This window comes from Fusobacterium sp. (assembly GCF_032477075.1).
Classification (GTDB): domain Bacteria; phylum Fusobacteriota; class Fusobacteriia; order Fusobacteriales; family Fusobacteriaceae; genus Fusobacterium_A.
This window is the reverse complement of sequence record NZ_JAWDXO010000001.1, coordinates 83,101-102,318: the sequence shown is the minus strand read 5'-3', so window position 1 is coordinate 102,318 and position 19,218 is coordinate 83,101. Positions and strand designations below refer to the sequence as shown.

At 28.8% G+C, this 19,218-nt stretch carries 14 protein-coding genes; 10 read left to right on the top strand and 4 right to left on the bottom strand.

Annotated elements, in window-relative coordinates:
- Positions 1–157 precede the first annotated feature (157 nt).
- Complete coding sequence (locus E6771_RS00465) at positions 158–1,336, top strand: replication initiation protein (protein WP_316088821.1); 1,179 nt, start codon at positions 158–160, stop codon at positions 1,334–1,336.
- Positions 1,337–1,379: 43 nt separating this feature from the next.
- Here the strand turns inward: E6771_RS00465 and E6771_RS00460 are convergent, their stop codons facing one another.
- The 3 genes from E6771_RS00460 to E6771_RS00450 all read right to left on the bottom strand — a co-directional run bounded on the left by E6771_RS00460 (position 1,380) and on the right by E6771_RS00450 (position 6,736).
- Complete coding sequence (locus E6771_RS00460) at positions 1,380–3,146, bottom strand: hypothetical protein (protein ID WP_316088820.1); 1,767 nt, start codon at positions 3,144–3,146, stop codon at positions 1,380–1,382.
- A 19-nt stretch (positions 3,147–3,165) separates the two neighbouring features.
- Positions 3,166–5,913 (bottom strand): DEAD/DEAH box helicase, encoded by a 2,748-nt coding sequence (locus E6771_RS00455; protein WP_316088819.1) that lies wholly within the window; start codon positions 5,911–5,913, stop codon positions 3,166–3,168.
- A 109-nt stretch (positions 5,914–6,022) separates the two neighbouring features.
- Positions 6,023–6,736, bottom strand: coding sequence for an MBL fold metallo-hydrolase (locus tag E6771_RS00450; protein ID WP_316088818.1), 714 nt, complete (start codon positions 6,734–6,736; stop codon positions 6,023–6,025).
- A gap of 427 nt (positions 6,737–7,163) precedes the next feature.
- Between E6771_RS00450 and E6771_RS00445 the strand changes: the two genes are divergently transcribed.
- From E6771_RS00445 to E6771_RS00405, 9 genes are all read left to right on the top strand, one after another.
- Positions 7,164–7,844 (top strand): GntR family transcriptional regulator, encoded by a 681-nt coding sequence (locus E6771_RS00445; protein ID WP_316088816.1) that lies wholly within the window; start codon positions 7,164–7,166, stop codon positions 7,842–7,844.
- 247 nt (positions 7,845–8,091) lie between these two features.
- On the top strand, positions 8,092–9,249 hold the full coding sequence (locus tag E6771_RS00440; RefSeq protein ID WP_316088815.1) for an iron-containing alcohol dehydrogenase: 1,158 nt from the start codon (positions 8,092–8,094) through the stop codon (positions 9,247–9,249).
- Between the two features lie 13 nt (positions 9,250–9,262).
- Positions 9,263–10,300 carry a 4-hydroxythreonine-4-phosphate dehydrogenase PdxA gene (gene pdxA / locus E6771_RS00435; protein ID WP_316088814.1) on the top strand — a complete coding sequence of 346 codons (1,038 nt, stop codon included), beginning with the start codon at positions 9,263–9,265 and terminating at the stop codon, positions 10,298–10,300.
- A 22-nt stretch (positions 10,301–10,322) separates the two neighbouring features.
- Complete coding sequence (locus tag E6771_RS00430) at positions 10,323–11,348, top strand: TAXI family TRAP transporter solute-binding subunit (protein ID WP_316088813.1); 1,026 nt, start codon at positions 10,323–10,325, stop codon at positions 11,346–11,348.
- Positions 11,349–11,413: 65 nt separating this feature from the next.
- Positions 11,414–13,303: a TRAP transporter fused permease subunit gene (locus tag E6771_RS00425; RefSeq protein WP_316088812.1), complete on the top strand. Its 1,890-nt coding sequence runs from the start codon at positions 11,414–11,416 to the stop codon at positions 13,301–13,303.
- A gap of 154 nt (positions 13,304–13,457) precedes the next feature.
- The gene (locus E6771_RS00420) at positions 13,458–14,984 is read left to right on the top strand and encodes an FAD-binding protein (protein WP_316088811.1); all 1,527 of its coding nucleotides are present in this window, start codon (positions 13,458–13,460) and stop codon (positions 14,982–14,984) included.
- A gap of 18 nt (positions 14,985–15,002) precedes the next feature.
- On the top strand, positions 15,003–15,905 hold the full coding sequence (gene dapA, locus E6771_RS00415; protein ID WP_316088810.1) for a 4-hydroxy-tetrahydrodipicolinate synthase: 903 nt from the start codon (positions 15,003–15,005) through the stop codon (positions 15,903–15,905).
- 19 nt (positions 15,906–15,924) lie between these two features.
- Positions 15,925–17,190 (top strand): four-carbon acid sugar kinase family protein, encoded by a 1,266-nt coding sequence (locus E6771_RS00410; RefSeq protein ID WP_316088809.1) that lies wholly within the window; start codon positions 15,925–15,927, stop codon positions 17,188–17,190.
- 269 nt (positions 17,191–17,459) lie between these two features.
- Positions 17,460–17,828, top strand: a complete 369-nt coding sequence (locus E6771_RS00405) for a VOC family protein (protein ID WP_316088807.1) — start codon at positions 17,460–17,462, stop codon at positions 17,826–17,828.
- A gap of 43 nt (positions 17,829–17,871) precedes the next feature.
- Here the strand turns inward: E6771_RS00405 and der are convergent, their stop codons facing one another.
- The gene (gene der / locus E6771_RS00400; protein ID WP_308008024.1) at positions 17,872–19,197 is read right to left on the bottom strand and encodes a ribosome biogenesis GTPase Der; all 1,326 of its coding nucleotides are present in this window, start codon (positions 19,195–19,197) and stop codon (positions 17,872–17,874) included.
- Positions 19,198–19,218: the final 21 nt, after the last annotated feature.

Genomic DNA, 19,218 nt, shown 5'->3' with positions numbered 1-19,218 from the left:
TATTTACCTATATTATTTATTAAATTATATATTTATTTTATTGAATTTTCATGCTATCATTTCTTTATAAACGATTGTTAACTTTAAATTTTATCGTTTATAAAATAGAAAAAATTATAAATATCATATAAAATAATTTAAAAAAGGAGGAATTTTTTTGAAGAAAAATTTTAATGATTATATCAGTTTAAGTGAAAAAGAGATAGATATCAAATTTAATAAAATTTTTTCAAAAAAAGAAAAAATTCTCTTTGACTTTTTATTAAAAGACAAAGAAGATATATTAAATAATAATATTCTTGTTCCAATACTAAAAATAAAAAAACTTCTTATGTTGGGAGAATTGGAAAATATTCTCAAAATATTTCAAAAACTTGCAGAAAAATTGATTATCTATACTATTTTTAAATTAGAATTAATTGAAAAAAAAGGTGCTTTTTCAATTATTTCCTCTTATCATATAGAAAAAAATAATATTAAAGTAATTTTTACTGAAGAATTTAAATCTATTTTTCAAAAAAATTCTTATTTTCAAAAAAACGATTTCGATATATTACTTTTTTTCCAAAATGATTATGCTATTGCTCTATACAATTTTCTTAAATTTAATATATCTATGAATAAATCTATTGAAATTTCTATATATAAATTAAAAAATCTGCTAGGATTGGAAAAATCCTATGATAGATTTTTTGATTTTGAAAAAATGATACTTAAACCTGCCTTTAAAGAAATTTCAAAAGTAACTAAAAAAAATATTGAATATACAAAAATAAAAAATAGAGACTCATCTAATTCTAAAATCATAGGATTACTTCTTGAAATAAAAGATGTAAATGAACAAGAAAAAGCAACTCTTACTAATAATATTATAGAAAAAATAGAAACAGTAATCTCAGTAGCAGACATAAAAAAAGACCTTTGGACAAAGGTCTTCAAATCTCTGGATGATAAAACTTATGATTATATAATAAAAAATGTAAACTATAGCATAGCACACTATCCTAAAAATGGTTTTAAGATTTTTTTCGAAGAAGCTCTTGATTTAAATTATGCTGAAAATAGATTTAAAAATAAAATTATTAAGTTTTCCGAAACATTTAAATGTATTGAAAATATTGAAAAAAAATATACTTCTCTTGCTCAACTTCACTCTGATTTATTTAAAATACTGGCAAATTTAAAATTTAATTACCTTACTTTAAATCCTCAGTTTTTAAAATCTCTCCAATCTCTAAAAATAAGAAAAGAGCTTGAATATTTTGACAATGATTTCATAATATTTGCTGAATATAATGATAATGAAATAAGTTATATATCATTATTTGAAAATTAAAGATAAAAGGATGGTGAAAAGTATTTTTACCATCCTTAATTATTTAAAAATTTACATAATATCCATATTCTTTAAATAAATCAACTACCTGTCCTACATCTTCACTTTTTACAAGGACATGAAAATCTTCTCCTTTTAATAAAAGAGATTTAAACCTTTCATCTTTTGTTATTGTATTGATCAGCTCTCTATCATTTTTAAGTTTTAATACTACAAATTGATGCTCTGCCCTTATAGCACTACTTTTTTCCACTAAATCATCAAAGAACCCCTGCCATAATTCATTCAGATCATCAGATATCTTTGTTTTAAATTCAACTATCCTCTCTTCAAGTTCCCGATATCCATTTATCCCTCTAAGAAAATTCTCTTTTGTAAATTTATACTTATTCATAGCTATTTTTTGAGATACTCTCTCTAAAAACATAGTTTTTACTGGAACATCTCCTATTATTGTAGCTATAAGCCTATCTTCATCCAGGATTACCTCTCCCTCATCTTTTGTACAGACAAAGTCAAAATCATCTATTCTTCCCAAACAGTATTTTCCTAAAGTTGTCATTTTTATATATTTAAGTCCATCATATTTACTTAGATAACCATTTTTTAGATATAAACAGTTATTAATAGAAGGATAATCATAATATAATTCTAACACTCCCATTGCTCCAAGTATAAATAAAACTGATTTTATAAAAGGAATAACAACATATGAAAGATATCTTTCATAATTCAATATTTTTGTTCTTTCATAATTAGCCTCATTTATATAAATATAATCATATGCATCTTTTATATCTATTATTTCGATGAATTCATCTCTATATAATATAGCTTTTATTATATTATCAACACTTACTATTTTATCATTAGGTACCTCATCAATTATTTTTTTGATAGTAATGAGTCCTCTTTTTATTTCTTCTTTAGATTTCCAAATATTTTTTACCCCTTTTAGATAATTTAAATATAAAGAAGTATAATGATAATTTTCTTCTTGTATCAATTCTCCATCAAGAAAATCCTGCACTATTTTTTTTATATTAGAAACTCTAAAATAATCTTCATTCATATATTTTTCTTTTACTAGGAAGAAAAATAATGCTATAGTTTCAGTTTTTAAAAAATCCAAGTCTTTTGAATTTTCATAATATTCATTAATATTACAGTATTTTTTCATGTTAACTTTTGATTCTTTCAATATCTTGCCGCTATTAGAAAGAATTATTCCACCTTGTCTATAGAAATCAAAATAAATCTTTAGATTTTCTGCTAATTCCTTTTCATTATTATTTACAAGACATTCTTCTATTTTAGTTAAAGGAATTATATTATATTCAGTAGGTTTTATCATAAATTGTCTTATCACCCTTATTAAGTCATAATCCATATATAGATATTCTCCTCTTTTATTATCTTTTTCTGCTTTAAAAAATAAATACTCTTCTTTCAAATCTTTATTTAAATCATAGTTATTTTCTAACTTCAGATACTTTTCCCTATCTTTAGAAGGAATAAAAAACTTTTCATTCCACATTATTTCTTCAAAGACTTTTTTTACCTCTTCATCTAATGTTGCAAACACTGAGCAAAACACTTCTTCTTTAAGATATACCTGTTCTATCAAATCCATAAAAGTTTGTTTGTTACTATTTTCACAAATTAGAGATATTTCAAAAAGTCCTAAATTACTTCCTATATATCCTTCGGCTATCCAGTTCAGAAAATATCTGTTATATAATCTAAACAAAATATCTTTAGGGTAGAACTCATTCAGTGCTTCTCTAAATCTGTCTTTACTTATTCCCATTTTATTTTCTCCCTGTAATCTATTCTCCAAGTATAAATTCAATATCTTTTTCAGTAAGTACTTTCATAGACGAACTATCTTCAGATATTAAATTATCTAATAACTTGCTTTTTGTATCTTGTAATTGCAATATTTTTTCTTCTATTGTATCTTTTAATATTAGCTTATAGGAAAATACTGTTCTATCCTGACCTAATCTATAAGCTCTATCTATTGCCTGATTTTCTACTGTTTTATTCCACCATGGATCATATATAAATATTGTGTCAGCAGCAGTAAGATTCAACCCTACTCCTCCTGTTTTCAATGTCATGATGAAAACTTTATATTTGTTATCTTTTTGAAATCTATCCACTAAAGATTGTCTGTCCTTTGTACTTCCAGTCATTGAAAGATAATTTATCTCATATTTTTTTAAATCTTCGCATATATTCTCTATAGAGTTTATATAATTTGTAAATACAAGCACTTTATGTCCATTTTCTACAGCTTCTACTATATTGTTTACCAGAACTTCTCTCTTACTTGAAGTGATTCCATTACTCTTAGCTTCTGGACAACTTGTTATTTGTCTGAGTTCATTAAGAGCTTGAAGAATAAAAAATTGTGTCTTTCCTATTCCGTTTTCTCTTATCTGATTATTTACCATTTTGTAATAGTAACTTCTTCTTTCTTCATAAAGTTTCTTTTGCTCTGCATTCATTTCTATAAACATAGTTTTTTCTATCTTATCTGGTAAATCTTTGAGTACTTCTTTTTTCACTCTTCTTAATATAAAAGGATAAATTTTCTTTTTCAATTCTTCAATTGCTTCTTGATCGTTTTCTTTTTGTATGGGCACAGCATAATAATTATTAAACTCCTCTGCTGTTCCAAACATTGCTGGATTTAAAAATCTGAATAATGAATACAGTTCTCCAAGATTATTCTCAATAGGAGTTCCACTTAATGCTATTCTATTTTTTGAATTAAGAAGCATTATTGCTTTTGTTGTTTGTGCATTGATATTTTTTATATTTTGAGATTCATCAAGAATTATTGTATCAAATTTCATTTCTTTTAAAGTTTCAATATCATTTCTAATTGTTCCATATGTAGTAAGTATCACACTGTTCTTTTTTATTATGTCTAGATTTCTAAAGTTTCCATAATAAATACCTACTTTTAGTTTAGGGCTAAACTTTTTTATTTCACCTTCCCAGTTATATATCAAACTTTTTGGCATTATAACAAGACTCTTTTTTCCTTTTTCTTCATGAAGTCTTGTCAAAACTGCTATTGCTTGAAGAGTTTTTCCAAGGCCCATATCATCAGCTAAGCAACCTCCTAAATTATTATCCATAAGATATGCCAGCCATTTAAATCCATATTCTTGGTATTCTCTAAGTTGAGCTTTTACATTAGGCGAATCTATTTCATAATTTTTTACATTATTTATTCCTTTAAAAAAATCTCTGCTTTTATTCATCTCTTGAGAAAATATTTTATCCTCTATCAATTCTTCAACTAATGGTAAATCAAAGAATGATAATTTCACTTTTTTCTTATCACTATCTTTAAAAAGCCTTTCTAATTTTTCTATATACTTTCTATTGATAAGAGCACTTGTTCCATCACTAAGCATTATATAAGAATCTTTTCTATACGATGAAAGTACATCTAATATAGAAAATTTTTCCCCTTCTATTTCCAGTTCTATTTCTCCTTCAAGAAAATCTATAGAATGGCTGAAATTTCCAACTACTTTAGGTTTTACTGCCTTTATGTTATATTTTCTTAACTTGTCTGTTCCGACTACTTTATATTTTGATGCAAGCTGCAAAAGTTCTTTCATTATAAACTCTTTAGCGAGTCGTTCCTGCATTATAACAAGATTGTCCTCATCTACATAAAATCCAGTTTTTATTTTTATATTTTTTTGCAATCTAGCTAATACTTTAGCTATCTCTTCCATAGCTTCTGGGAGCCTGCTTAAATCAACTTCACTTATAAATATCTTTCTTTCAAGATTATTTACTATTGCTGTATGTTCTATTTCATTTTTCTTTAAAAATTCATAATCCATCGTAGAAATCATAATAGTTACCTGAAGGTATAAACTATTATCTTGTGATATTTTTTCTATTATTATTTGAGGCACTGGAGTATTTTTTTCTCCTTGTACCACTTTATAATCCTTATACTCTATTTCTATATTTTTAAAGTATTTCATAGTTATAGTTATAAAATTTTCAAGTTCTTTTTTATAAATATTTCCTACCAGCTCTTTTATAGTGTGGAGTCCATTATCTTCATTCTCTAAAATATAAAAAACATTATTTCTCGCAGCTAATTCTTCATTTACTATTTCAAAATCACTAAAACTGCCATTTAAAAGAAGTTCAGTATATAATATATTCTCTTCTTCTTCTTTTTCCTTTATTATCAAAGAAAGAGTATTATTCTCTTTTATCCATTGTATCTTATCCATATTTTCATCAACAAACTTATTATTATCAATAAGTTGTGGAATAAGATTTGAATGTTCACTTAAATAAGCTTCCTGATACTCTTTTTCCCAGTCAATAAAAAAACTATCTTCCTTTATTCCTTTTATATATGAAAGAATTGATTGTGTTTTATCTGTATAATCATCTATCTCAATAAAATCTAAATTATCTAATACTGTTCCATCAGAAAAAACTGGTATTATATATTTTCCCTTTTTATCTGTTTTCAGCATAAAGTAGATACTATCTAATCTGTAATCCATTTTTTTCCAATTCATACCCGTTTTCCTTATCATAATTTTATTTAACATATATTATATCAAATAATATATGGTTTATCAATGTTTAAATTTTTTCTAAATCCTAATTAGCGCTTTTTTAAAAAGACTATACCTCTAATTTTTCTAAACATTCACTTATTATTATACCTTTAGTTCCTGTTCTTTTTAACTCATTACAAAATTCTTTTATTACATTATAACTTTTTCCAAAATGCATTGGGATAATATTTTCAGGGTGGAGTTCCTGAACAAAATATTTTCCTCCCAAAAAAGTATTCTCTTCTAAACGTGGATCAACAGGAAAGAAAGCTATATTTATTTTTTCATTATTTTTCTTTATATCTTCTATTACTTTTTGGAAAGAATTTTTCATAAATTCCTCTTCTTCTTTTGTATCATCTGGCCAATACCACCAATTAAGATCTCCTGCATGAAAGACAACTTTATTTCCCATCTTTATCCAAAAAGATACTCCAGCATCAGTAGATCCATACATTTTTATATCAAGTCCTTCTATTTTGATTTCATTCCCTTCAGAAACTATATAACATCTGTTAGGAACCGTTTTCAATTTTATATCACTGCTAAGTACATAAGATATCTGCGGATTTTTCTCCTGCCATCTCAATATTTCAGGATTAAAATGATCAGCATGTGCGTGAGAAGAAAAAACTATTACTTTTTTATCCATCTTGATAATAAAGTCTTCCATATTAATTAAGGGATTTTTCTTTCTTGGAGTCTTATAATAATCAAAAATTAAAACATACTCTAAATTTTCAATTATAAAGCAGCTGTGATAGATATAATAAATATTCATATTTCTCCTCCTTTTAAATTTCGACTATATATTATACCATCTTTCTTAAAAATCTAAAATCAAAATTTTTTAGTTTTTATTTTTAATCTAAAAAATTAAATTCATTTTAATATCCCAAACAATAAAAAATTAAGAAAAACTACTTTATTATTCATTTTTTAACTGATTTAAAAATATTAAAAAAATTTCTATTACTTTTATATAGTTCTATAGTTATTTTAATTTTTAATTTTTAATTAAGTTGATTGATATTCAAAAAAATGTTACAATAATTTATATCAATAATTTTAAAATTTCAATTAAAAAATCATTGATTTTTACAATAAAATATATTTTTATGTTTCAAATTTTTTTAAAAAAATATAAATGTCGACTTTCTACAAACAACAAAATAGTAAGATTATAATATACAAGAATGGAGAGGAATATGGGTATTTTTAAGCCAATAACTAATACAAATTTATATGTTGAAGTAATAAATTCTATTATTACAGCTATTGCTACAGGTGAACTCAAATCAGGAGAAAAAATAATTGAACAGACTATTGCTACTGAAATGAATATCAGCAGAGCTCCAATAAGAGAGGCCATACGAGAGCTTGCAGCACAAGGAATTGTTGAATATATTCCTAAAAAAGGAGCAACAGTTGCTACACTAAATAAAAAAAGTATAGAAGAAACTTATTCACTTCGTGCTCTTTTAGAAGGAATGGCAGTAAGACTTGCTATAGATAATTTTACGCCAGAAGATATAGAAGCTATGATATCTCTTTCTAAGACTATGACAGAAAGTCTAAAAAAACAAGATATAGAAAATTTTATTAATTGTGATGTAGCTTTTCACAGTCTTATCTGTCAAAGATCAAATCATACAAAACTTCAAAAATTAATAGAGAATTTTGTTCTTCAGACAAAACTTTATATGAGAATGTCAAAATATAATATGCTAATAAATTCAAGTCTTTCTATTGAATATGGAGTACATGATAATCTTATAAAATTAATTAAAGAAAAGAATAAAGAAAAAGCAGAAAAAGAAATGAAAGATCATATAATGAATTCTGGAGAAGTTCTTATTAATTATCTTTTAAAAAGTGATGAAATATAATTGTTATACTATCAGGGACTAAATCTTGTATTTTACAAAGTTTAGCCCTTTTTATATTCTTAGTTTTTATATTCTTATATTCATTTTTAAGCATAAACATACTCATATAAAACCTTTTTGTAATTTTTCAGAATAATTTTTTTATTTTCTATTGACAAATTAAGTTTTAAGAGTTATCATTCAAGTAGAAAGTTGATTGTCGACATTTAACAAAAAGTATTTTCTTTGAAAATTACAAGGGGGAAAAATGAAATCATATTATTTAAATATCCCTTCTAATGTCTATAGCGGATTAGGAAGTGTAGATTATATTGAAACTATTTTAAATAAAGAAAAAGTTTCTAATATTATAATATTTACTGATAAAGGTGTTAGAGAAAACTATTTCTTTTCTGTAATAGTAGAAAAAGTTAAAAACACTAAAGTAAATTATAATATAATAGATGATCTGGCGACTGAACCTAGCTATCATGATGTAGAAAAGGTTATGAAAGAATTAGATAAGTATAAAAGCGACTTTATTATAGCTGTAGGCGGCGGAAGTGTAATGGATATTGCAAAATTATGTTCAATTTTAAAAGATGTTCCATATGCAGTAAAAGATCTTTTAAAAGATCCATCTCAAGGAAATAAACAGATAAAATCTTTAATGATACCTACAACTTGCGGAACTGGCTCAGAAGCAACATGTAATTCAATAGTTTCTGTTCCTGAAGAAGGACTTAAAGTAGGAATTGTAAATAATAATCTTATTCCTGATTATGTAATATTAGATCCAGCAATGATAGAAAAACTTCCTAAAAAACTTATTGCTTCTACTGGAGTGGATGCTCTGGCTCATTGTGTAGAATGTCTTACTTCTAAAAAATCCAATCCTTTCAGTGATTTATATGCACTGGCTGGTGGAGAACTTATATTCAAAAATATAAGAAAGGCTTATCTCAATCCAGATGATATGGAAGCAAAAACAAACATGCTTATGGGAGCTTTTTATGGCGGTATAGCAATAACTTCATCAGGAACTACAGCAGTTCATGCTCTTTCTTATCCATTGGGAGGAAAGTATCATATTCCTCATGGAATTTCTAATGCAATAATGATGGTGCCTGTAATGGAATTTAACAAAGATGCCTGCTTAGAACAATTTTCAAGAATGTGTGACCGTTTAAGACCAGATATGAGTAAAAATACTTCTGAAGAAAAAGTTCAATACATTATAGATGAAATAAAAGATATTGTTAAGGTAACTGAAATTCCTGTTAATTTAAAAGATTTTGGAGTTACTATTAATGATCTTGATTTCTTAGTTGAAGCTGGAAGTAAAGTAACTAGACTACTTTCAAACAACTTAAAGGAACTTAGTTTAGATGATATTAAAAATATTTATTTAAAAGTTTTAAATTAGGAAGGTGAAAAAATTGAACAAACTACCTATAATTGGAATCACTATGGGAGATCCAGCAAGCATAGGTCCTGAAATATCTCTTAAAGCTTTAAATAACAAAGATATCTATGACAGATGCAGACCTGTTATCATAGGAGATGCTTCAGTAATGAAGAAAGCTATTGAATATACAGGGCTGACTAATCTAAAAATTCATTCTATCAAAAATATATCAGATGCTCTTTTCCAGCATGGAACTGTAGATGTCTATGATATGGGAATTGTAAATCCTGAAGACTTTGAAATTGGAAAAGTGTCAAAAGCAGCTGGAAATGCAGCTTTTCAATATGTAAAAAAAGTAATAGAATTAGCACAAAACAATGAAATAGATGCTACTATCACAAATGCTCTTAATAAAGAATCTATAAACCTTGCAGGACATCATTACTCAGGACATACTGAGATTTATGCTGAGTTTACAAAAACAAAAAAATATACAATGATGCTTGCACATGAAAATTTAAGAGTTGTACATGTAAGTACACATGTATCTTTAAGAGAAGCTTGTGACAGATGTAAAAAAGAAAGAGTATATGATGTTATAAAAATAGCTGATGATGCTTGTAAAAAACTTGGAATAAAAAATCCTAAAATTGGAGTGGCAGGACTTAATCCTCACTGTGGTGAAAATGGTCTTTTTGGTACAGAAGAAATAGATGAGATTATTCCTGCAATAGAAAAAGCTCAGCAGGAAGGTATCAATGTTACAGGTCCTATTCCTCCTGATACTATTTTCTCTAAAGCTCGTGGAGGATGGTATGACATTGTTGTAGCTATGTATCATGATCAAGGACATATTCCTCTGAAAGTTATAGGATTTGTATATAATCAAAAAGATCAAAAATGGGAAGCAGTTGCTGGTGTAAATATAACTTTAGGTCTTCCTATAATAAGAAGTTCAGTAGATCATGGTACTGCCTTTGATCAATCTGGAACTGGAACTGCAAATGAGTTAAGCCTTATAAATGCAATAGACTATGGAATCAAGTTAGCAGAAAACAACATAAAATAAAATATAAAATTGGGGGTAAATCATGAAAAAATTGTTATTAATGTTATGTTTATGCGGAACATTTGTAGCGTGTGGTGAAAAAAAATCTGAAGATGCAGCAACAACGGCAGCAGCTGGAAAAAAAGTACACTTAACATTTGCAACTCAAGAAGTAGGAACAGGAGCATACCAATATGCATCTGCTATATCTAATGTATTCTTAAAAGGGCTTCCTGAAGGTTCAAATATTGATCTTACTACTGAATCTCCTGGTGGAGTTGGAGCTCCAATAGTTTTGGAAAATGAACAATGTGACATTATAATGAGTAATGCAGGTCCTGCAAAATGGTCTGAAGAATCTGGAATATTAGGAAAAGAACCTACAAAATCTACAACAGCTATTGCTGGTGGATTAGGACATGACTTCTTAAACGTTTTATTTACAAAAGAATTTGTTGATAAAACTGGGATCACAACAGTAGAAGAATTAGTAGAAAAAAAATATCCAGTAAGAATAGCTATCAAAAAAATTGGTACTCTTGGAAATCTAGCTGGAGTTAAGCTTTTTGAAACTTTTGGTGTTACATTTGATGATATAAGATCTTGGGGTGGAAGTGTTGATTTACTAGGTGGAGATGCTATAAAAATTTATCTTCAAGATGGTAAAGCTGATATGACTATTGACCATGTTGCAGCTGGTCAGGCAAATACTACTGAACTTTGTATGACTAAAGCTATGTATTTCCCTCAATTAAGTCAAGATACTTTGAAGAAACTTGCAAATGCAGGATTTGATTATATTGATATTGAAGCTAATACATGGAATGGACAAACAAATATTATTAAATCTGTTGGTTCTCAACAAGTTATTTTAGTTCATAAAAATATGGATGATGATACAGCTTATATCTTAACTAAATCTCTTTGTGAAGGAAAGGATGAGCTTGCTTCTCAGCTTGCAGCTTTATCTTACTTTAATCCTGCAACAGCAGGAACTCCTGCTCAAACTGGAGTAAAATTACATCCAGGTGCAGAAAGATACTATAGAGAAAAAGGATATTTAAAATAAAATTTAACTGAATGTGATAATACTAAGGGTGATCTTTGATCACCCTTATATAAAAAGGAGATAAAATGGAAAAAAGTTCTAATAATATACGAAATTATATTCTAAATATAATTGTTGTCATCTTCATTGGATTTCAATTATATTTGGCTTTAATAAAACCATTGGACCCTATGCTTCAAAATCCATTGCACTTGATTTTAGCCCTTTTAGTAATTTTTATAGTAAATCCTGCTGACAAAAATTCAGGAAAAAAATGGATGAAACTATTAGATATTCCATTTTTTGCAGGTATTATCTTCTTACTTTATTATACAATAGTTGAATTTCCTCGTCTCAGTGTTAGAGTGCAATATGTAGATATTGTAACTAGTTTAGATAAAATGGCAACTATTATTTGTATAATAATCCTACTTGAAGCTGTTCGTAGAACTCTTGGAAAAATACTTTTCATATTTATACTTCTGTTTATAATATATGATTGGCTTGGAATGTACTGTCCAGGAATATTGTACTTCAAAGGTACAAATATGAGAAGCTTTACTGAAACTATGATGCTTGGTTCTGGAGGAATTTTTGGAACACCTCTATATACTTCTGCAACAAGTTTATTCTACTTCATTCTATTTGGAGCATTTTTCTCTCAATGTGGAGGAGGTCAGCTCCTTATAGACTTTGGTATGAAATTTTCTAATAAAAGTGCTGGTGGACCAGCAAAAGCTGCCATCATTTCTTCTGGACTTATGGGAATGATCTCTGGAAGTGCTGTTGCCAATGTATCTACTACTGGAGTTATGACTATTCCTATGATGAAGAAAGTAGGATATGCACCTCATCAGGCTGGTGCTATTGAAGCTGTTGCTTCTACAGGTGGACAGATTATGCCTCCAATCATGGGAGTAGGAGCTTTCATTATGGCAGAAATGCTTGGAGTTCCATATAAAACAGTAGCTTTTGCAGCAATTATTCCAGCTCTTGCATATTATGGATCAGTGTTTTTCCTTGTTACATTCATGGCTAAAAAAGAAGCTATTGATTCTGATAAAGAAGCTGTAACTATCGAAATAAAAGACCCTCTTCTTGAGAGAATCTATATGATAATTCCTGCAATTGTTCTAGTTGTATATATTATCTCAGGAAAATCACTGATGAGAAGTGGAATGATTGGTATATTTACAGTTTTACTTTGTAATTTATTCAGTAAATTCTACAAAGGTGGAAAATATTATCAATCTCTTGGAACAACAGCTAATACTGCTGTAGATGGTGTTAAGCAAGCTTCTAACATTGCTATACCTACTGCTGCCTGTGGAATAATCATTGGTGTTGTTATTCAATCAGGACTTGCTACAAGATTCTCTAATATAATCGCTAAAATAGGTACTTCTCATTTAAGTATAGCTCTTATAATAGCTATGTTTGGATGTATGCTTCTTGGTATGGCTCTTCCTACAGTTGCTGCTTACCTTGTATCAAATATACTTTTTGTACCTGTATTGATAAAGCTTAATGTAAATCCATTATCTGCAAATATGTTTGTATTCTATTTTGGAATAATGGCTCAAATTACTCCTCCAGTATGTCTTGCTTCTTATACAGCTGCAGGAATAGCTGGTGCAGATTCCTTAAAAACAGGATTTACAGGATTTATGTATGCATTGGTTGCTTTCTTGGTACCATTTGTATTTGTTTACAATCCAGAACTTCTGTTAATGGGAACTCCAGGAGAAATTGCTAAAGCTACAGTTATTCTGTTCTTTGGAACATATCTTCTTGCAGGATCTATTTCAGGATATATGGTAGCTCCACTCAATAAATTTAACAGAGGAATTCTCTTTATTGGTGCACTCTGTATGATAGCTCCAGAAACTATAACAGATATAATTGGATTAGTTATTGGAATATATATCATTACAACTGGACTTATTAAAAAGAAAAAAGTTCCAGTAGAAGTATAAGGAGTAATATAGATAATAATAGATAAAATATTATTTTATGAAAGAATGATAAAGAATCTTGATAGGCATAAAATAGTAAGACATACAAAGTTTTCAACAAGATATAAAAAGCTTGTTTTAAAATTACCAAAATAATAAAAAAGGGGATATAAATATGGATTATACACACCACAAAGTCGTTATTGCTGGAATGGGATTAGCCGCTCTGGCATCAGCAGCAAAAATGTATGAACTTGGTATAAAAGATATTGCAATTTATACTAAGGGTTATGGGGGAAGTCCAGTTATAGCTGCAATAAATTTTGTTTTGCCTGACAATCCTTATGGAGATACCATAGAAAAATATGCAGAGGATATGTTTAATGCAGGTTACAGAATAGCCAATAGAAAGCTTGTAAATGAAATGGCTGAAAATACAATGAATGGATATGATCTTCTTACTAGATGGGGAATAGAATTTGCTAAGAACCCTGATGGAACTACAAAACTTAGACATGTATCTGGACATACTTTTCCAAGATCCCTATGCTCTACTAAAGAGTTAATTGGAGTAGAAATTGTTGACAAGTTAATAACTTCTTTAAAAGAAAAAGGAGTTAAATTCTATGAAGGATATGAATGTGTGAAAGTTTTAAGTGAGAAAAATAAAGTCTATGGAATCACAGTTAAAGATAAAAATGGAAATTTAGAAAATGTTTATTCAGAAATCGTTATAGCTGCATGGGGTGGAGTAGGAAATCTATTTGGTTCTTCTACTTATCCAATGGATATCAAAGGAAATACTCTGTCAATAGCTAAAGAAGCTGGGGCAGATTTAATAGATGTAGAATTCTTGGAATATGAACCTATGGTTGTAGCATATCCTCCTGGAGCTGTTGGAGAACCTTGTCCTACTGCTATGCTTGGAGAAGGAGCTCATCTGCTGAATTCGAAGGGTGAAAGATTTCTTCTTAAAGTAAGACCACAGGGAGAGGCTGGTTCACCAAAAACATTATTAAATAAACAGATATGGAAAGAAGTTAATCTTGGAAATGGAACTGAACATGGAGGAGTTTATGTTGATTTAAGACATATAGACAGAGAAGTTCTGAAAGCTTATCCATGGTTCTTTGATCGTTTGATGGAAAATGGGGTAGATCTTAATGAGCAATTACTAGAGGTAAGCCCTATGGCTCATAGTTTCTCTGGTGGAATCAAAGTGGATAGTAATTATGAATCTACAGTTAAGGGACTATATGCCATTGGTGAGGCTTGCGGGGGAATCCATGGAGCTTGTCGTTGTGCTGGAAATGCAGCCAGTCAGGCAGTTCTTTCAGGATTACTTTGCGGACAGGCAGTTGCTGAAGCTATTCCAGAGAAAACAGAAGAAAAAAAAGAATTTCCTATTGAATACAATATAGACAAAGAGATATACAATAAATATGTTCCTCAAATAAAAGAAATAGCTGTTAAAGCTTTAGGAATATACAGAGATGGAAAGCTATTGGAAGATGCAAAGAAAATAATTGCTGATATCTTAGAAAAAGATGAATTATCCAAAGATACAGAAACTTTACAAATAGCAGAGTCTATTTACTTCATGCTGAAAGCTGCTTCTCAACGTAAAGAGAGCAGAGGAACTCACATGAGATTGGATTATCCAGAAGAATCTAAAGAATTTGAAAAAGAAATTACTATTTAATCGAGGGGGAAAATATAAATGAAAAATGTAGAAATAAAAGGAGTTATAGTTCCTTTATTAACTCCTATGAATGCAGATGAAACAATAAATGAGAAAGAATTAAGGAACCAAGTAAATCACCAGATTGAATCAGGAATACATGCATTATTTCCTCTTGGAACAAATGGAGAAGCTTACATATTAAGCCGTGAAGAAAAAGAACAGATTTTAAAAATAGTAGTAGATGAAGCAAAAGGAAGAGTTCCAGTTTATGGGGGAACTGGTTGTGTAAGTACAAAGGAAACAATAGAATTATCTCAAAAAGCTAAAGAGATAGGAATAGATGTTCTTTCTATTATCACTCCATCTTTTGCTGCTGCATCTCAAGATGAACTTTATGAACACTATAGAGAAGTAGCTGAAGCTGTAGATCTTCCAATAGTTCTATATAATATTCCTGCAAGAACAGGAAATGCTTTAACTCCTGCTACAGTAGAAAAATTAAGTAAAATCCCTAATATAGTTGGAGTAAAAGACAGCAGCGGAAACTTTGATAATATGCTTCAATATATAGAAAAAACAAGATACAGAAAAGATTTCGCTGTATTGTCAGGAAATGATTCTCTTATCTTATGGTGCCTTTTAGCTGGAGGAAGAGGAGGAATAGCTGGTTGTGCTAATGTTTTCCCTTCTACAATGGCTTCTATCTATGACACTTTTGTAGCTGGAGATTTAGAAAAAGCAAGAGAAATTCAAGATAGTATCCGTTCTTTCAGAGATTGTTTTAAATTTGGAAATCCAAATACAATTGTAAAAACAGCTGTATCTCTTCTTGGATATCCTGTTGGAAAATGCAGAAAACCTTTCTGTCAGGTTCCAGAAGCTGGAATAGATGCTATCAAAAAAGTTCTTGAAGCAAATGCTGCAAAAGGAATGAAATAATCAATAAGGAGTTCTTATGATGAAGCTTGTAATTATTGCTGATGATTTAACTGGTGCTTTAGATACAGGAGTTCAATTTTCTAAAAAAAATATGTCTGCTATTGTTACAACTGACTTAAATTTTAATTTTGAGGAAATCTCTAAAGAAACAGATGTAATAGTCATTGATACTGAAAGCAGACATATTCCTGCTGATGAAGCTAAGGAAAGAGTAAAATCTGTCCTTTCTAAATTTGATAAAGAAAAAATAAAATTCTTCTACAAGAAAACTGATTCCACTTTAAGAGGGAATATAGGAAGTGAAATAGAAGGTTTTATGGAAGGCTTAAATATTAATGAAGTCTCATTTATACCTGCTTTCCCATTAGGAAAGAGAACTGTAAAAGATGGAATACTTTATGTAGATAATATAAAATTAGCAGAAACTCAATTTGCTATGGATATATTAAATCCAGTAACTGAAAGTTTTATCCCTGATATAATAAACAAACAATCAGAAATAAAAGCAAAAGTTAAAGATATAAATGAAGATTTTGATCCACAAGATGAGAAAGAAAAACATATCTATATTTTTGATTCTGAAAATATGGAAGATATGAAAAATATTGGAAAAGTTTTGTATAATAAAAATAAATTGAATTATACTATTGGAAATGCTGGATTTGCAGAAGTTCTTACTCACTATATCAAGAGTGATACTAAAAAAGAGGATATTATTTTCCATGATGACAGAATTCTTTTTGTATGTGGAAGTGTAAATATTACATCTCTTAAACAATGCAAATATGCAGAAAAAATAGGTTATTGTTCAGATAGCCTGAAATTCAGCAATATAATTTCAGAGGACTATAAAAGTTCTGACAATTACATAACTGATAAAGAATATCTTAAGGAAAAGATTAATAATAATAAAAAATTCCTTTTAAGAACTTCTGACTCAGAAGATGTAATAAAAAAAGCTATTGAATACACAGAAAAAAACAGTATCTCCATGGAAGAATTAACATCTAATATAGCAAACAGTACAGGACAACTTGTTTCTGATTTGATAAGGGAACATGAGATAAAGAATCTAATAATTTTTGGTGGAGATACTCTTATGGGTATCCTAAAAAATATAGGATGTCAATATGTAATCCCTATCAGTGAAATCTTTCCAGGTGTAGTATTTACTAGAGCAGTAGGAAAAAATACTGTTATAAATGTCATTACTAAAGCTGGTGGATTTGGAGAAGAAAGCATTATAGAGAGAATCAATGAATTTTTAGAAAAACATAATATTTAAAATTATTAAGAAGATAACTTTTAAGTTGAGATATAATTTTAGAATCTTTTCAACAGAAATATTTGTTATTAAAACTAAAAATAATAAATCCACTTTATTCAGATATATTATTTTTTTATGTTTTATTTATTTCACTAATTACACAAATTTTTCTAATTTCCATACTTCTAAAATTAATCTGACTTTTCAATTATCTTCTTTTTTATTTGACAATACCGTCTGTTTAATATATTCTAAATATATACAATGTTTTTATCAGGAGGTAATATATGAACTTTACATTTAACCACTTTAATTTTAATATTTTTAATCTGCCTAGAAGTTTAAAATTCTATGAAGAAGCTCTTGGACTTAAAGAAGTAAGAAGAAAAGAAGCAGAAGATGGCAGTTTTGTTCTTGTATATTTAGGAGATGGAAAAACTGACTTCTCTTTGGAATTGACTTGGATGAGAGATAGGGAGGAACCTTATGATCTTGGAGATGAGGAATTTCATTTGGCTCTAGTTACTGATGATTATGAGGCTGCTTATAAAAAACATAAAGAGATGGGATGTATAGCTTTTGAAAACCCTGCTATGGGAATCTATTTTGTAACTGATCCTGATGGATACTGGATAGAAATAGTCCCTAAAAGATAATATAAAAGCTCCTATGGATAACCCAAGGGAGCTTTTTTTATTTCTAGTCTTTTTCTGCATTCTTTTTTTCAAAGCTGATAAGAATAGGTGACCCATCAAATCCAAATGCCTCTCTGAATTTATTCTCAATATATCTGGCATATGAGAAATGAATTAGTTCTGGATAATTACAGAATAGTACAAATTTAGGTGGTGCAGTTGAAACTTGTGTAGCATAATTGATTTTTACTACCCTACCTTTTCTAGTAGGTGGGTTATTCATCAATACAGCTTCTTTCAATACTGTATTTAGAATACCTGTAGATATTCTCTTTGTATATTCCTCATAAATTGTATCTGATATTTCAAGTATTTTTGTAGTTCTCTGCCCTGTAAGAGCTGAAACAAACTCTATAGGAGCATATGATAAAAATGGAAGTTCTGCATAAAGCTCTTCTTTCATACTTTTCATAGAAACTTTATTTTTATCTACTAAGTCCCATTTATTAACTACTACAACTATTGGTTTAAGTTCTTCAGCAGCTATTCCTGCTATCCTTTTGTCCTGCTCAGTAAGTCCCTCTTTTCCATCAAGCATAAGAATACATACATCTGCTCTTTTTATAGTCTTGATAGCTCTCAATACAGAGTAATACTCAAGACTTTCTTCAACTTTTGATTTTCTTCTGATACCAGCAGTATCAATTATCATATATTTATTATCTTTATATTGAACTATGGTATCAATAGCATCTCTTGTAGTTCCTGCTATGTCACTTACAATAGTTCTTTCTTCTCCAGACAGTCTATTTACCAATGAAGATTTTCCTGCATTTGGTTTTCCTATGATAGCAAGTTTCAAGACATCTTCTTCCTCTTCTGGCAAGTCAATTTTTTCTATCATTTCAGTTACCATATCCAGCATATCTCCAAGATTTACCTTATGTGCTCCTGAAACTGGGATGAGATGTTCAAATCCAAGTCCCCAAAAATCATAAACATCATCTTGCTGCTGAAGGAAATTATCAATTTTATTTACACATAAGATGATAGGCTTTTGTTTTTTTCTAAGAATATATGCTATCTCTTCATCAAGAGGATTAACTCCTGATTTTCCATCAACTACAAAAAGAATAACATCAGCTTCATTCATAGCAACTTCTGCCTGTTCCTTTATTTTTGTCATCATAAATTCATTATTTCTTGGTTCAAGACCTCCAGTATCTACAACAACAAATTCCACTCCATTCCATTCTGTTTCTCTATATAGTCTATCTCTTGTAACACCTGGCATGTCATCAACTATAGCTATTCTGTCTCCAACCAGATTATTAAAAAGTGTTGATTTTCCAACATTTGGTCTTCCTACGATTGCAACAATAGGCTTCATTATATACCTCCCTATTAATTA

Excerpts from the sequence above, each read along its gene's own strand:
- der (WP_308008024.1), bottom strand. The coding sequence starts at position 19,197 with ATGAAGCCTATTGTTGCAATCGTAGGAAGACCAAATGTTGGAAAATCA.
- E6771_RS00420 (WP_316088811.1), top strand. The coding sequence starts at position 13,458 with ATGGATTATACACACCACAAAGTCGTTATTGCTGGAATGGGATTAGCC.
- E6771_RS00440 (WP_316088815.1), top strand. The coding sequence starts at position 8,092 with ATGAAATCATATTATTTAAATATCCCTTCTAATGTCTATAGCGGATTA.
- E6771_RS00445 (WP_316088816.1), top strand. The coding sequence starts at position 7,164 with ATGGGTATTTTTAAGCCAATAACTAATACAAATTTATATGTTGAAGTA.
- E6771_RS00450 (WP_316088818.1), bottom strand. The coding sequence starts at position 6,736 with ATGAATATTTATTATATCTATCACAGCTGCTTTATAATTGAAAATTTA.
- E6771_RS00460 (WP_316088820.1), bottom strand. The coding sequence starts at position 3,146 with ATGGGAATAAGTAAAGACAGATTTAGAGAAGCACTGAATGAGTTCTAC.
- dapA (WP_316088810.1), top strand. The coding sequence starts at position 15,003 with ATGAAAAATGTAGAAATAAAAGGAGTTATAGTTCCTTTATTAACTCCT.
- E6771_RS00405 (WP_316088807.1), top strand. The coding sequence starts at position 17,460 with ATGAACTTTACATTTAACCACTTTAATTTTAATATTTTTAATCTGCCT.
- E6771_RS00425 (WP_316088812.1), top strand. The coding sequence starts at position 11,414 with ATGGAAAAAAGTTCTAATAATATACGAAATTATATTCTAAATATAATT.
- E6771_RS00430 (WP_316088813.1), top strand. The coding sequence starts at position 10,323 with ATGAAAAAATTGTTATTAATGTTATGTTTATGCGGAACATTTGTAGCG.
- E6771_RS00455 (WP_316088819.1), bottom strand. The coding sequence starts at position 5,913 with ATGAATTGGAAAAAAATGGATTACAGATTAGATAGTATCTACTTTATG.
- E6771_RS00410 (WP_316088809.1), top strand. The coding sequence starts at position 15,925 with ATGAAGCTTGTAATTATTGCTGATGATTTAACTGGTGCTTTAGATACA.